At 37.6% G+C, this 15,870-nt stretch carries 15 protein-coding genes; 13 read left to right on the top strand and 2 right to left on the bottom strand.

All coding sequences use genetic code 11. The annotated features are described in order from the left end of the window. Positions 1-39: 39 nt before the first annotated feature. From ACSVDH_RS14215 to ACSVDH_RS14175, 9 genes are all read left to right on the top strand, one after another. A complete protein-coding gene (locus ACSVDH_RS14215; RefSeq protein WP_439252052.1) occupies positions 40-633 on the top strand; it encodes a TetR/AcrR family transcriptional regulator in 594 nt (197 codons plus the stop codon). Between the two features lie 59 nt (positions 634-692). Beyond that, a complete protein-coding gene (locus tag ACSVDH_RS14210; protein ID WP_439252053.1) occupies positions 693-2,081 on the top strand; it encodes an MFS transporter in 1,389 nt (462 codons plus the stop codon). Between the two features lie 120 nt (positions 2,082-2,201). Further along, entirely contained in the window at positions 2,202-2,750 is a 549-nt protein-coding gene (locus ACSVDH_RS14205) for an NADPH-dependent FMN reductase (protein WP_439252054.1), read from the top strand. A 397-nt stretch (positions 2,751-3,147) separates the two neighbouring features. Beyond that, entirely contained in the window at positions 3,148-3,909 is a 762-nt protein-coding gene (locus ACSVDH_RS14200; RefSeq protein ID WP_439252055.1) for a sugar phosphate isomerase/epimerase family protein, read from the top strand. Between the two features lie 85 nt (positions 3,910-3,994). Beyond that, a complete protein-coding gene (locus ACSVDH_RS14195; RefSeq protein ID WP_439252056.1) occupies positions 3,995-4,894 on the top strand; it encodes an AraC family transcriptional regulator in 900 nt (299 codons plus the stop codon). Between the two features lie 151 nt (positions 4,895-5,045). Then, entirely contained in the window at positions 5,046-5,966 is a 921-nt protein-coding gene (locus ACSVDH_RS14190) for a carbohydrate ABC transporter permease (RefSeq protein WP_439252057.1), read from the top strand. 22 nt (positions 5,967-5,988) lie between these two features. Further along, complete coding sequence (locus tag ACSVDH_RS14185) at positions 5,989-6,843, top strand: carbohydrate ABC transporter permease (protein WP_439252058.1); 855 nt, start codon at positions 5,989-5,991, stop codon at positions 6,841-6,843. Between the two features lie 50 nt (positions 6,844-6,893). Next, on the top strand, positions 6,894-8,261 hold the full coding sequence (locus tag ACSVDH_RS14180) for an ABC transporter substrate-binding protein (RefSeq protein ID WP_439252059.1): 1,368 nt from the start codon (positions 6,894-6,896) through the stop codon (positions 8,259-8,261). A 109-nt stretch (positions 8,262-8,370) separates the two neighbouring features. Next, positions 8,371-9,522: a DUF2264 domain-containing protein gene (locus ACSVDH_RS14175; protein ID WP_439252060.1), complete on the top strand. Its 1,152-nt coding sequence runs from the start codon at positions 8,371-8,373 to the stop codon at positions 9,520-9,522. A gap of 181 nt (positions 9,523-9,703) precedes the next feature. On the opposite strand, the gene ACSVDH_RS14170 is transcribed toward ACSVDH_RS14175, so the two are convergent. Further along, a complete protein-coding gene (locus tag ACSVDH_RS14170) occupies positions 9,704-10,573 on the bottom strand; it encodes a helix-turn-helix domain-containing protein (protein WP_439252061.1) in 870 nt (289 codons plus the stop codon). Between the two features lie 263 nt (positions 10,574-10,836). Between ACSVDH_RS14170 and ACSVDH_RS14165 the strand changes: the two genes are divergently transcribed. Continuing rightward, the gene (locus tag ACSVDH_RS14165) at positions 10,837-11,916 is read left to right on the top strand and encodes a glycoside hydrolase family 172 protein (protein ID WP_439252062.1); all 1,080 of its coding nucleotides are present in this window, start codon (positions 10,837-10,839) and stop codon (positions 11,914-11,916) included. Between the two features lie 99 nt (positions 11,917-12,015). Here ACSVDH_RS14165 and ACSVDH_RS14160 read toward each other — a convergent pair whose 3' ends face one another. Continuing rightward, entirely contained in the window at positions 12,016-12,159 is a 144-nt protein-coding gene (locus ACSVDH_RS14160) for a hypothetical protein (protein ID WP_299088706.1), read from the bottom strand. A gap of 182 nt (positions 12,160-12,341) precedes the next feature. Here ACSVDH_RS14160 and ACSVDH_RS14155 point away from each other — a divergent pair, with 182 nt between their 5' ends. From ACSVDH_RS14155 to ACSVDH_RS14145, 3 genes are read left to right on the top strand one after another with little or no spacing between them, the layout of a single operon-like run. Beyond that, positions 12,342-13,316, top strand: coding sequence for an AAA family ATPase (locus ACSVDH_RS14155; RefSeq protein WP_439252063.1), 975 nt, complete (start codon positions 12,342-12,344; stop codon positions 13,314-13,316). Further along, positions 13,313-14,461: a DUF58 domain-containing protein gene (locus tag ACSVDH_RS14150; protein WP_439252064.1), complete on the top strand. Its 1,149-nt coding sequence runs from the start codon at positions 13,313-13,315 to the stop codon at positions 14,459-14,461. The genes ACSVDH_RS14155 and ACSVDH_RS14150 overlap by 4 nt, the downstream gene beginning before the upstream one ends. Continuing rightward, positions 14,445-15,752: a DUF4129 domain-containing protein gene (locus ACSVDH_RS14145; RefSeq protein ID WP_439252065.1), complete on the top strand. Its 1,308-nt coding sequence runs from the start codon at positions 14,445-14,447 to the stop codon at positions 15,750-15,752. Before ACSVDH_RS14150 ends, ACSVDH_RS14145 begins: the two co-directional genes overlap by 17 nt. The last annotated feature ends 118 nt before the right edge of the window (positions 15,753-15,870 follow it).

Below are 15,870 nucleotides of genomic sequence, written 5' to 3'. Positions count from 1 at the left end.
ATTAAATAGAGATAAAGTTTAAACATTTAGGGTGAGAATATGGAAAGCCAGCAAAAGCTAAGCAATTCAGACAAAATGATGATTACAGCAATCAATTTAATTTCAGAAAAAGGCTACAATAGTGTAACAACAAAGGAGATTGCGGAAGAAGCTGGTTTTAGTGAAAAAACATTATTCCGTCATTTTGGAAGTAAACAAAATCTGCTTGAAACTGCCTTTAATCGATTTCATTATTCAGAAGAGATGAAGACACTTTATAACGAAAAGTTGGTCTGGGATCTCCAAACTGATTTGCTTTTGATCAGTCGCAAATACCATGAACTGATGAATCGCAACCGAAAAATGATCCAAATCAGCATTAAAGAAGCTGGAAATTTACCACCTGGGTTCTTGGAAAAAACCCAAGAACATCCGAAACAATTTCTGGACATTCTGACGGAATATTTTTCCCAAATGCAGGAAAAAAGAAAGATGATTCAAACAAAGGCAGATGTGCAGGCCCTTTCATTCATGTTTATGAACTTTGGTGCTTTTATGAATAAATTAGATGACTCATCAAGCTTTACTACGGTATCACTTGATGAGTTTATCAAAGAGAGTGTTCAACTCTTTGCTAGGGCTTTAACTCCCTAGTTTTTATTTGCACAGAATGTCAGTCAGTACTGACATACCTATTTTAAATATGGAGGTTTATGATGGAAACGAAAATAACGGCTAATAACCAGAAACTAATCATTTTACTAATGGTTACTCTTATTTTTTCAGCAATGAGTGGTACCATTTTCAACATTGTCCTTCCTCAAATAAGTGAGGAATTTGAGTTAAGTATCTCAGAAGTAAGTTGGATCTCTTCTGCTTATGGTCTGATTTATGCGATAGGAGCAGTGACTTACGGGAAGCTCGCTGACCTGTACAAATTAAAAAATTTATTGACCGTTGGACTGTTGTTGTTTGCAGGAGGATCACTGCTTGGTCTTGTCTCGCAAACTTTCTGGCTCATCCTTGTTGCAAGATGTCTGCAGGCAATGGGAGCTGCTGCTATCCCCGCTACAGCCATGATTATACCCATTCGATATTTTCCTCCAAAAAATAGGGGATATGCTTCTGGAATGGCCGCATCAGGTTTGGCAATTGGAACAGCGATCGGTCCCATTATTTCAGCTCTCATTATTAGCATAGCACATTGGCGTTGGTTATTCAGTATCACGCTCCTTATCTTGCTTGTCCTTCCTTTTTATCGAAAATACCTCGGAGATGAGGTAGGTGAAGGTGGAGGCTTCGATTGGATTGGATGTGCAAGTCTTGGTGGAACCGTTGTTATGCTACTATTGGGTGTTTCAAATGGTTCTTGGTTCTTACTAGTCGGAAGCTTACCTCTCCTGATACTCTTCATTGCGCGGATTCATAAAGCATCTGATCCATTCGTACAGCCTAAGCTCTTTAAAAACAAACAATATACATTTAGTTTAGTTCTATTCTTTCTGATCAATTCGATTGGTTATTCATTATATTTTCTTAGCCCGTTACTTCTTTCTAATGTGCAGAACTTGTCTTCAAACTGGATTGGCTTTGTGCTCGTTCCTGCAGCTGTTGCTTCAGCAGTATTTGGACGAAAGGGTGGAAAGCTCGCAGATAAAAAAGGGGCTTCCTTTTTGTTTTTTATTGCTTCAGGGTTGTTAATCATTTGTTTTATGTTACTTTTTACTTTCACCGAAAGTTCTCCGATATGGATCGCTGGCTTTCTGATTTCAGGAAATGTCGGGCAAACTTTTATGATGATCGCGATGACACTTTTCGTTTCATTTATCTTGCCGAAGGAGCAAACAGGAGTAGGAATGGGGCTTTTATCGATGTCAAATTTCATTTCCGCCAGTATAGCAACAGGAATTTATGCAAAGATCGTTGATATCGGAGCAAATAACCATATCAATCCTCTTGTATCTAACTCGTCTAGTTTTATATACAGCAACATATATTTTGTATTGTTTATCTTGCATGCAGGAATTCTCTTGATCTATTATTTTCTGCTTGTCAAGGGATATAGAAACAAAGTTCAATTAAATACTAGGTTAAAAGCATAGTGCAATTTTTCACTATAAAAAATGAAAGGATGTGATGCAGCCTATTCATGTAAATAAAAATCGTGCAGATGGTTACTTATAGCCTTTAAAAAAACTTTTATGAATAGCGAGGGAAGTATGATGAAAAATGAAGCATTGAGAATTGGGATTATTTTAGGAAGTACACGCCCAGGGCGGGTAAGTCCTCAAGTAGGAAAATGGGTAAAAGAGATTGCTGACAAACGCGGGGATGCATATTATGAAATCGTTGATTTAGCAGATTTCAAGTTACCTTTTTTAGGAGAATCAGGAGGGGAAAAACAAGTGAGAGCCTGGTCAGAGAAAATTAATAGCCTAGATGGATTTGTGTTTGTCACAGCTGAATATAATCACAGCATCTCAGGTGTATTAAAAAATGCACTTGATCTAATTCGAACAGAATGGAATGATAAAGCAGCAGGCATCGTAAGCTACGGTTCAACGGGAGGAGCACGGGCTGCAGAACATTTACGTGGAATATTAGGAGAACTGCATGTTGCGGACGTTCGAATCCACCCAACGTTATCTATCTTTACCGACTTTCAAAACTTTAACCAATTTAAGCCTGCTGAGCTCCACCTTAATAATATAAACGGAATGCTGGACCAAGTGATTAAATGGTCTGCTGCCTTAAAAACAATTCGTGTATAGTTTTTAGTAAAAATTAAATGAAAAACTAGAAGGAAGTAGCCTCGGTACAGCTATCAGTTTTTGAACTGTTGCCGCGGCTACATCTTTTTTTGTTTAAAATTTAACCTAAATTAAACTTACTCTTTATTTGCTACTATGATACGAGGAAAGATTCCCCTATATATTTATAGTAAAATAAATTAGATTTTCAACCTGCCCTTGATGACTATAGCAATTTAAGTAAAACTTTCCTTCTATCAGAGCAACATGGATAAAGAAATGTAGCGGAATTTTCTCTATGATTAGGGTAAGAGTTTTCATGCTCAAAATAAATCCTTTTGAAAAATGTAACTTAACCCTTTTAGGACTTAGAAAATAAGTGTTCAAAAAGCCGTTATTTATTTAAGGAAGTGAAAAAATGAGATTTGGGTGTTGTACAGATATTAACCATTCTGCCATTGTGAAAGAAGCCGGTTTTGACTTTTTAGAATGTACAGTTGTCTCTTTAGTACCTGACAATGATGGTGATTATGAAAAGATTTTAAACAGATATGAACAAAGTTCATTACCTGTTGATGCCTGTAATATTTTTTTACCAGGAAACCTAAAAATTGTCGGAAATGAAATCAATCATGGAGCTGTTGAAAGTTATGTTGAGAAAGCACTATCAAGAGTAAAACAAATCGGTGCTAGAACAGTTGTATTCGGAAGCGGCAGATCCCGGTCTATGCCAGAGTCCTTTTCCCGTGAGAAAGGTGAAGAACAAATCTTAATGTTTCTAGATATGGTAGCCGATTACGCGGACCCTTTAGGGATTACGATTGTGATTGAACCATTGAATCGAAAGGAAAGCAACATGATTAATAGTGTTCCAGAAGCTGTGGAATTCGCTAAAAAAGTGAACCGAGACTCTATACAGGTGCTGGCTGATTTCTATCATATGGATGAAGAAAAAGAACCAATTGAACATCTTGTTACAGCTAAGGATCATCTCAAACATATTCATGTTGCCGATACAAACAGATTTGCTCCAGGAACAGGTAAGTATCCTTATGAAACGTTTGTTCATTGTTTAAAGCAAGCCAATTATGACGGCTTGGTCTCTATTGAATGCAATTGGAAAGACTTTGAAACAGAAATCATTCAAACCAGACATTTTTTACAAAAACTGTTTGAATAAAATCATGTGAAATTTCAGTATAATCAGTTATTCCTTTTTTGGTTTTCCTAATCGTTTCAAAGATAAGTTTCGAGGAGGGTGAGTTATGAATGACGGGAATATACGTGCTAGTTACCGAATTAAAAACGAAGTTTCCTCAAAAGACGAATTTACCTACCATTCACATGAACGCTATGAAATCTACTATTTCCATAGCGGAAACTGCAAGTATCTAATCGGTGATCACATTCATTATTTGCAAGAAGACGACATTATCATCATGAATGGGTTAACCTTACATCGTGCAAACCCTGAGCTTGGAAAGCTTTATGAACGAAGTGTGATTGAATTTTCAGCAGAATGGGTTCGACCGATTTTATGCAGCCTAAAAGTTCCAGAGTTATTAAATCCTTTTCAAATGCTAAGCAACAGTTTGTTTAGAGGGGGTGAGAAAGCAAGGCTTGTTGAAATAGAAGATTTAATGAAAAGGATTGCCGCATTAAATGCATCCTATAAACATACCAATTCTTCCAATTTTGAGAATCGCCTCTTAGAGGGAGAGGTTTCAGCACTGCTCGTTCAGCTTTTATTTAAAATCTATGAACTAAGTAAACTGAGACTAGTAAAAATACCCACTGTAAAATCGGAGAAAGCAAGTCATGCTAACCGGATTGCAAAATGGATTGAACAACATCTTGAAAGCAATATTACGTTAGATCACATTGCTGATAATTTGAATATTAGCAAATATTATATGTCAAGGATTTTTAAGGATGTAACAGGATATACGATTATGCAATATCTCATGTGCTGCAGAATCAATCGGGCAAAATATTTATTAGAAATGCATCCTGAGAAATCCATTTTAGAGGTTGCGTTAGAATCAGGCTTTGAAAATTTATCCCATTTTAGTCGATTCTTTCGAAAACAAGTCAAAATTACACCAAGTGAGTATCGAAATTTGAAAGCAATTGATTTCCAATCACGCCAAATTGAATCTCGCTAATTTGCGATTTAACATGAGGGAAAAGAGAGTAGTATATAAACGTATCATTACATATTTACAGGCACTTACAACTGTAAGCGTTATCATTGAATGTAAGTAGGAGGAAGATGACAGCAATACAAATTTTGCTTTTAATGGAAAGGAGAATAAGATGGCCAAAAGCAATCCTGAATTAACGACAGAGATCGAGATAAACTTAGTAAAACAAAAAAGCTTGAATAATAGTTTAAAGTGGTATCTCTTTTTGCTTCCTAGCTTCTTAGGCATTTTATTATTTATGGTGTATCCGGTATTTGAATCGCTCCGACTAAGTTTTTATCAATCAAATGGTACAATTGAAAACTTTATTGGACTGGCAAACTTTCAATCTGTCTTAACGTCAGGTCCTTTTTGGAATTCTGTTTGGAATACTTTCTATATCGGTATCTTTCAAATCATTATTACAATCCCTTTAGGTTTTATCTTTGCCACACTTATTAATTCAACATCAAAAGGACAGAAATTCTTCAAGGTTATCTACTTCTTGCCAAATATCACATCCATTGTTGCAGCAGCCATGATCTTTGCATTTGTTCTTCACCCTGAAATGGGGATTGTCAACTATGTACTTGGATCGATTGGTTTACCTACTCCAGGCTGGCTATCTGACCCATCCACTTCGAAATGGGGTGTCATTTTACTCGCTGTTTGGCATTGGATCGGGTTTGTCATCATTATTTGTATCGCAAACCTGCAAGCCATATCTCCTGAAATGTACGAAGCAGCTAGAATTGATGGAGCCTCCAATTTTCAACAATGGTTATTTATCACGATTCCAAATATGACAGGCACTTTTGCCTTTCTTCTTATAACCGGCTGGATTGGTGCTCTTCAGCGTTTTAATGAAGTATATGTTTTAGGCGGACCAAATGGCAGTCCAGCAAGATCGATTCAAACAATGGGGGCTTTTATTTACGAACGAGGCTTCACAGGATTTGAATTCGGGATTGCATCAGCCGCCACCTATATCATGTTCATTATCATCCTAATCTTCACGTTTATTAATTTGAAAATCTCAAATATGAAACTATAAAGCAAGAGAGGAGGAGGTTATTGTGAACGATAAGATTTCTTATCAGAAAATGGAACAAATAACGACGGCGGTAAAATTTATTTTCCTGCTATTTTGCGGCTGTTTGCTTATGGCCCCATTTATTTGGATGGTAAGTGTCGGCTTCGATCGAACAGCAAATGTGACGATGCCGTTTCCGCCAAAGCTAATACCTGAAAATCCATCCCCGTTTAACTACGGAATTGTTTTTGAAAATGGACGGTTAATCCAGTCCTATATCAACTCTGGATTTATCACGGTTATCTCCGTCTTCCTTTCCGTTTCATCTGCACTGTTAGCGGGGTACGCGTTTTCGAAAGGGAAATTTAAAGGGAAAAGGATTTTGTTTCTGATCGTGCTTTGCACACTTATGATCCCTATGGAACCTCGTCTGATTCCGTTATATAAGTTATTTAATTCTGTCAATCTATTGAATACGTATTGGCCGCTGATTTTACCGTCTATCATTAGCGGAATGTTAATTTTTCTCTGCAAGCAGTTTTTCGATCAACTCCCAGACACATTGCGAGAAGCTGCACAAATTGATGGAGCAGGAGAATTTAAAACGTTTTTCCAAATCTACCTTCCGCTTGCCGGGCCTATTGCCGCAACGATGGTTATTTTATCCTTCATATGGAGCTGGAATGATTTTATGTGGCCGCTTGTTGTGTTGAGTGACCAGGATCTTCATACCGTTCCACTTTATCTTGCTAGCTTCTCTTTAGAGAATGGAACAAGCCTGGGGGGATTAACAATGGCTTTGGCAACCGTCAGCATTTTGCCAATCATCATCGTGTATCTCTTCTTACAACGATACATTATTCAAAGTATTGCGTTAAGCGGGGTAAAGGGGGAATAAATGAGCAGTTGGCTTTTTGCTAGGTGAATGATAAACAAGGAGGAATAAGGATGAAAAGCTTGTTACAAAAAGGAACTTTATTACTCGTAATAACATTGCTGGCGATTGTAGCTGCGCTTATTGGTTGCAGTCCTAAGGCAGGAACGACAGAAAATGCTGGTGGCGGTGATGGGGAATGGGCCGGCCAAAAGATAAAGGTCCAGTTAATTGGAGATTTTACACTGGAAACATCGACAGACCCGATCACAGGTGATTCGGTCAAAGGGGTAGAGGTTTTAAAAGAAGAGTTTGAGAAGCAGCACCCAGGAGCAACGGTTGAATTTATCATTATGCCGTGGGAAGGTTACACGGAAAAAACGCAAGCAATGATCACTTCTAATGAAGCCGATGTTTATCAAATGCCTGGTGTCGCTGACTTTGCACCACAAGGCGTCTTAGAACCGTTACAACCGTTTATCGATAATGATAGCGAATTTAGTTTGGACATTTTCATTGATAATCAAGTTGAAGGATGGAAGGTTTTAGGTCCGGATGATGATGAATTACAAATTTATGGCTTGCCGTTTTTAGGAGATGCCAGATTTATTTCATATGATAAGAAATTATTTGATGACTGGGGTGTAGAGTATTTATCAGATCATCCAACGATGCAAGAAATTGCTGAAAAGGCAAAGAAAATGACGGGCAAAAATCCGGTAACAGGTGAACAAAACTACGGGATTTGGTTCCGTGGAGACTGGTCTTCAGCCTTTACCCTTGTTAATCTTGCAGAGGGGCAAAACGGTTCCTGGGGAGAAGGGTTTGCCTGGGATGAAGTGAAGTTTAACTTCAATTCTCCCGAAATGCTGAATGGATTAAACTGGTTAGCTGACATGCAACAATATGCACCAAAGGGTTTAGTTAGTAACCAGGGACAGGAAAAGTGGCTGACAAAAGATAATAATATCGCCATTATGTTAAACCAAGGACCAGGAGATATAGTTAAGCAAACATATGCCCAAGGCTTGGAAGATCGGATTGCCATTGCTCAAGAGTTTAAAAATGAACAGGGACAGGGTGGTTTATTTGCAGGAAGCCCGCTGGCCATTGCGAAAAGCAGCAAAAACAAAGAATTAGCATGGGAATGGATTAAATTTGCCACGAGCGAATTCACACAAAAATATCTTTTTGAAGAAGTGGGTGCTATTCCGGCCATTAAAGCGGCAACCGAGTGGGATAGTGTTAAGGAAAAACCTTTGATGCTGCAGGTATTTGAGGCAATGAGCACACCGATGACTCCAAGATATCCTTGGGCATCCTCACAACCGCGCTTTATCTTAACATCTGAAATAGAAGCAACTTTAACTGGTAAAAGAACACCTGAAGAAGCTTTGGAGAAGGCACAGAAAGAAAGCACTGATTGGGTGAAGAATAGGTAATCGCTTTTAAGAAGGGGGAGCATTTTCCTTCTTCTTATTTTTTATCTATCTTTTAGTATATAAAGCTATATAATGTTCTATAAGTAAACGATGAAAGCAGGTGGGTTTTATGAGAGAAGAGATCGCAAACGGCAGATCGTATTGGATCAACATGATGCTTCAGTTGGCAACACCTGTTCTTGAAGCATTAGAAAAAAGACAGTTAAAGGACTCCATGCCTCTAGAAATGAAAAAGGGAACAAATCGAGAAAAATTCACTCACTTAGAGGCATTAGCAAGATTGTTAGCTGGGATGGCACCATGGTTAGAAAATGATGCAGAAGGAGAAGAAGCAACGCTTTCCTCTTATCGAAGTTTAGCGAGAAAGGCAATCGATGCGGGGACTGACCCTCAGTCGCCAGACTACATGAATTTTAGCGATGATTTTCAGCCAATCGTGGATACTGCCTTTTTAGCTCAAGCAATACTCAGGGCGCCAAACCAGCTTTGGGAGAAATTAGACATGAGGATGCAGCAAAATGTCATTGCTGCTTTGAAGGCCACGCGAACAAGGAAACCATTTTTCTCAAATTGGCTTTTATTTTCGGCAATGATTGAAGCAGCTTTATTCAAACTAGGGGAAAAGGATTGGGATCCGGTACGAATCGATTTTGCCATTAAACAATTAGACCAATGGTATTTAGGCGATGGCGTTTATAGTGATGGTCCTGATTTTCATTATGATTCCTACAATAGCTTCGTCATCCATCCGATGCTGGTGGATTTAATCGAAGCTGTCGGGAGTGAATATCCAGATTGGCAAAAGAGAAGGAGCACCATCATCAAACGGTCTCAACGATATGCTGTGATTCAGGAACGCCTTATTTCTCCAGAAGGGACATTTCCTCCAGTTGGACGTTCGCTCGCTTATCGATGTGGTGCTTTTCAATGTCTTGCTCACCATGCGCTGAGAAATGATCTGCCGGAAGAACTCACTTCAGCACAGGTACGATCATGCCTTACTGCTGTAATGAGAAGAACATTAAACGCACCAAATACCTTTACGAAAGATGGCTGGCTTACTGTCGGCTTTGCCGGACATCAACCAGGGGTAGGCGAACCATACATATCTACGGGAAGCACCTATCTCTGTTCTGTCATTTTTCTTCCCTTAGGACTTTCACCCTCACATCAATTTTGGAGTGATCCAGAAACGGAATGGACTCAGAAGAAAGCTTGGTCTGGAAAGGATTTTCCTATCGATCATGCTCTTCATGATTAAATTAGTCCACTTTAAAGGGAGTAATAGCATGGTAAAAGGACTTTTCATTTATTCATATTAGCTCAATTGCCCAGAGAGATACTTTTATTAGATTTTAAGTAATTTGTTTGCCAATGCTTATTATAAAGATATAGCATGATGAACATAAGGAGGATTGGACAACTCTTATTAATCGAAGAATTTAAAAGCATTTATTTCGATAAAATGTTGGCGGCACACCTTCTATGTTTTTAAATGAGCGACTAAATGAGTGGACAGAATGAAAACCAAATCTTGCAGCAATTTCTGTTATTGATAGATTAGAATACTGAATTAATTCCTTAGCTTTTTCAATTCTTATCTCCAAATGATACTTAATTGGGGTTACTTTGTAAGCTTGTTTAAATAATCTCAGTAAGTGATACTTACTTAAATTTGACATTTCACCAAGTTCCTGTAATGAAACCTCTCGATTAACGTGATGGGATAAATAAGCTTTAACGTTTTGTAAGTGATCCCAATATTTTTGGAGCTGTTCGTTTTTTTGCCAATGAGATTCTCGGGATAAATGACTCCATAATTGCGAAAAAAGCCCTTGAATGTTTAATTCATAAAAAGGTAATTTTTGAGTGAATTCATTTATTATTTCATACAATATATTTTCGATGATGATTGGATTCCTTAATCTTATCACGGATGGGATTTGTACTGGCCATTGACGAGTGATGTCTTCGCGAAACCACTTCATTTCTTCAGTAGGCATATCATTTAATTTTTTGAATGAAACCTTTACATCTTTGCTATCTTCTTGATAATAAAAGTCAAAATGAAAATGAGGTTGATGAATAGGACTATTTTTAATCGTTTTCAACATATGATTTTGTTTTGGTCTTAAAAAAATGATATCCCCTGGTATACAATGGTATGTTTCTTCACCAATCTTCGCTAGTAATTCCCCTTCTTTTAAATATATAATTTCGTGATCAAAAATGGATCGATTAAAATAAAAATTCGATTCAATTTTACTATCCATAGCAACGCGAATAAACGGAGTGAAATTTTTTAAATCCATTTCGTTATAATCCTCTCCTGCAAACTCAATAAATGTTAAACAATAGAAATAATGATTGCTTTTATACTTTCCATCTTAGCGAAAAAACAATAATTGATAAAGCAAGAATTTAATCATTTACGTCAAGCTTTTTTCTATCCTTCAGAACCACGTATAAAAGCAATTATTGTTAAAAGATTGCAAATGCAGGCTAAAGACGACAAGATGAAAGCACTTTTATAATAATAAAGTACAAGTAACGGTTTTATTAGGGAGGGAATAGGATGGAAACATTTAATGGTTTAGGTATGGGGTTACATAACATCTCTTTACTATCATCAGCAAAAAGTCGTTCAATAAGTGCTGAAAATTTCACAGGGGAGAAAGGCAAGGGCGGATTAGCCACAAAAGGTACTGGCAAAGAGTGTGCAAGAGATTTGGGGGTCGGTTGGAAAGTCTCACCGTCTATTGCCATTAAAGCACAAAGTCAATTTACAATAGCAGATATTCAGGATTCTGGCGCCATTCAACATATGTGGATGACTTGCCCAAAAGAACATTTTCGGTCATTAATCCTAAAAATCTATTGGGATGGGGAGAAAAACCCATCTGTTAATGTTCCAATTGGGGATTTTTTCTGTAATGGATGGGGAGAAAGAGTTAATGTAAATTCATTACCAATTGTTGTGAACCCTGCTGGTGGATATAACAGCTATTGGGAAATGCCATTTAGAAAATCGGCAAAAATCATCATTGAAAATATTGGGGATGATGATGCGATTTTGTATTATCAAATTAATTTTACACTAACCGAAGTTCCAGATCATGCAGCATACTTCCATGCGCAATGGCGAAGAGCCAATCCATTAAAATATAAAGAAGTGTATACAATCCTTGATGGTGTTAAAGGCCAAGGTCACTATGTGGGCACCTATTTAGCGTGGCAAGTAAACAGCAATGGATGGTGGGGCGAAGGGGAAATAAAGTTTTATCTTGATGGAGATGAACATCCTTCCATTATCGGTACCGGGACAGAAGATTATTTTGGAGGAGCCTGGAATTTTGAACATCCAAAAGGACAGTACGGCGTTTATTCTACTCCTTTTTTAGGCTTGCCTCAGGTATCTAAACCGGATGGATTATACCAATCACAGCAGAGGTTTGGCATGTATAGATGGCATATCATGGATCCCATCCGCTTTGAAGAAGATTTAAAAGTGACCATTCAGGCACTGGGTTGGAGGTCTAAGGGCAGATATTTGCCGCTCCAAGATGATATTGCATCCGTTAGTTATTGGTACCAAGCTGAACCTCATGCCAAAATGCCAGAATTACCTGGGAAGGACGAGCTGGAAGTGATATAAAAGGCAAGTGACATATTTCTTTTTAAGTAAATACAGATAAAAAGACTGAACGCAAATGATCTAATAGGGTTCAGTCTTTTTTTAATGAAATACGATAACTTAAGTGTTTTTTCGATTCGGAATTCTGTTGTTTTGACTGCCATTACCTCGAGTAAATTCCTTTGTTTCCACTTCTTGTCCTTTTTCAATTGCTCTTTTTTCAGCTTTAGAGCGAATTTGACGGCCATCACTTTGGTTGCCCATTTTCATCATTCTCCTTTTTTCATGATCATAAATAGCTTTGGTTATTTTTAAAAAAATATGAAAAGAATATTTCCATTTACCGTATGAATTATAAAAAGGAAAAAAGCAGATGATGTCTAAATCATAATGTAACCGTTTTATTTTAACTCGTAATAGAAAATGCAAATAAAGGAGCAAACGTCATGAATTTAAGCACTATACAAGAAGTAGCTGCAAAGGTAAAGAAAAATATTCAAAAAGTTGTTATCGGAAAAGAGGAGCAAATCGATCAGCTTCTCGTAGCATTTATCTCATCTGGACATGTCCTTTTAGAGGATGTTCCTGGAACAGGAAAAACCCTCTTAGCAAAAGCAATGGCTAAATCTCTGGCATGCTCATTTAAACGAATTCAATTCACCCCGGATTTATTACCTTCCGATGTAACTGGTATCCATTTTTACAATCAGAAGCAGGGAGAATTTGAATTTCGGCCAGGACCTATTTTTTCGAATATTGTTCTAGCAGATGAAATTAATCGGGCAACTCCTAGAACGCAATCAAGTTTACTTGAGTGTATGGAGGAAAGGCAAACGACTATTGACGGTGAGACACACCTACTAGATCGCCCATTTATGGTCATTGCGACCCAAAACCCCGTGGAAAACCAAGGAACCTTCCCGTTACCCGAGGCTCAGCTCGACCGTTTTTTACTAAAAATAAATGTAGGTTATCCGTCAAAAGAAGAAGGCATCGATATTTTAATGCGGTTTAAGGATCATAGTCCGCTGGAGGAAATTACTGCTGTTGTAAGCAGGGAGGAGATAATTGCTGCTCAAAATCTTTATTCCAGCATTTTTGTAAGCGGTGACATACTTGATTACATTATGACGATTGTAGAAAAAACAAGAACACATCCTTCCATTGCATTAGGGATTAGTCCTCGCGGGAGTCAAGCGTTGTTAAAAGCGGTTCAAGTATACGCTATTCTGAAAGGAAGAGATTATGTAAGTCCTGATGATGTCAAGGCAATGGTTAAGCCTGTTTTAGGACACCGTCTTATTATTCATTCAATGATGAAAGCAAAAAATGAACGGGTTGATACGATAATAGATGAACTATTGAATGCAATTCCAGTTCCTACAGAGAAAGAGCTGATGAAGGGGCTTCATCAGAGATGAATATTGCTTGGTTTCTTATTATCACTCTTCTTATTAGCGGCTTCCAAAGCTATATTTTCACCAAATTTGGGCTATTACGATTAAAGTATTCACGTGTTTTTAGTAAAGAGGCAGTGTTTGCAGGCGAAGAAATTGAAATGGTTGATGAGCTGGTAAATAATAAACTGCTTCCAATTCCTTGGTTACGATTAGAATCAAACATTGATCGACATTTACGGTTTGCAGGCAAACATAATCAAATGACCGATTTTCAATGGGAAGAACTGCATCGGACGTTATTCAGCCTATTGCCCTATCAAAAAATAACGAGAAGGCATAAGGTTTGCTGTACGAAACGTGGTTATTACGAGCTTAAAACAGTTTCTTTGACACTTGGAGATGTACTTGGTATTACGGAAAGCTTTAAGCAATTTGATGCTAAAGCCGTTGTTACAGTATATCCTGAACTTACAGCAATGGAGGATATTCCTTTGCCATCCCATAGCTGGCTCGGCAATATAATGGTACGAAGATGGATCATTGATGACCCCTTTGTCATCGCTGGGGCACGAGAGTATTCCTATGGGGACCCGCTAAATTCTGTCAATTGGAAAGCAACAGCCCGGACAGACAAATTACAGGTTAGCAAGAGAGATTATACAGCAGATCATCATCTGATGATTTATATAAATTTTGATGAGACAGAGGATATTTGGATGCCGATACAAAACAAAGCTCTATTTGAAAAAGGAATATCTTATGCTGCTTCCATTGCTCAATATTCAATTTCAAAAGGAATAAGCACAGGATTTGGCTGTAACGCCTATCTAATTGAGCCTTTCGGACAATCAACTGATCCTAATGTGAAATTACCAGTTCGAATTGAACCAGCAAGTGGGAAGCAGCAGCTGACCTACCTTTTTGATACAATGGCCAAGTTAAGCATGGACAGGAGCATGAGCTTTAATCGATTTCTAATGGAAGACATTGAACAGCGAAACAATACAGATATCCTTATCATCACGTCAACCCTAACAGAAAATGTCACTGAAAAAATCCGGCTTTTAGAAACACAGGGGAATAAAATTGAATTTCTAATGCTAATAGATGATTCGATCAATATCGATGACAGAGAAGGGGAAGTAAAAAATGAACAGATTTCTTGAAAGATTTGGATACAGCATGATCGAACTGACCCTCATCTTTCCGATTGTTTTTTTCATTGCCATATCCTTTGCTCCTAACCCTTATCTTTGGATCGCTAGTCTGCCCTTTCTCTTTATTTTAGGGTATTTTATTCGGATGATTGCTGGTACTCAAAAGAGAATGGTTTATCTGACAGCTGCAATCATCATAAATGCAGGAGTGACGATGTTTTTTCATGATTCTCTATTAACATACTTGCTCATTTTTGCTGCGAACAGTGTGATGTTTTACCGAAGCATTCTTTATGCAGAGCGGGATATCGAGGATTTAACCAGGTTTTCATCATTATGGATATTTGGGTTTCCGATTTACTTTATTGCTTTTTTCGTCTTTCGATTCGTTGATTGGCTAAATCCTTATCTTGAAATTATCACCTGGAGCTGCATCCTTTTAGTCACCATCACTTTATTCCTTTCTAATCATCATATGTTAAAAACATCAACCCTATCAAAACAAAAAAAGCCGTTTGTAACTGGTTCCATTAAAGGCAAAAATCGTGTCTATATTTTGGTTATTTTATGTATTATTGCAGTCATAACCAATTTGGAAACGATAAAACATTTCCTTAAAAAGCTTGCTTCAACCGTCATTTCTATGATTATATCTGTCTTATCTCTGTTTGAAAATGAAGAGCCTGTTGAAAGTACACCGCCACCCAATGAAGCTGCTTTTCCGGTCATAGAGGAAGGCGAGCCTTCTGCATTTGCTGTCATTATGGAAAGGCTGATGTACGTTGTCTTTTATGGGATTGCGCTAGTTATCATTGCTTTTTTTATCATTTATGCCGGAAAGAAGTTTGGTCGCCTGTTTAATCTTCTTCTCAAATGGCTAATTGAACGCTTGAATCAGATTTTCAAGATACGAGATCGTGAACAGGATGAAGAAATCCAGTATATTGATGAGAAGGAAAGTTTAATCGATTTTAAAAAATGGCGAAAAGGAAAAGAAAATCAGACAAGAGAATTTTTTTCCCAGTTGTTTAGCCGAAAACCGAAATGGGATGAATTATCTGACAAAGAAAAGGTGCGTTTTGCATATCGTCATGTCGTATTAGACGAGGTTAAGCAAGGATTAAACTTTAAAGTTTCGCAAACCCCGTCTGAAACAATCAATGAAATTAACAAAGGCGCCAAACAGCAAAAGGATTTGCACATGTTATCAGAAGCGTATGATAAAGCTAGATACGGAAATACGGATATAAGTTTGCCGGAATTAGAGCAGGTAAAACAGCTTGTTGATCGTTACGAGTAATCCAATTCGTTATAGAAAGTGGACAAGGAGTTTTAATATTGTACATCGGACCAGAAAGACAGTGTTTTCCTTACTGTTAATCTGGTCTTTTTGTGTAAGTATTTTTTTTTGAGAAAAT

The sequence above is a fragment of the Metabacillus sp. Hm71 genome, from assembly GCF_051842955.2.
Lineage (GTDB): Bacteria > Bacillota > Bacilli > Bacillales > Bacillaceae > Metabacillus.
Note: the sequence above shows the minus strand (reverse complement) of the source record. Positions and strands in the feature narration are given on the sequence as shown.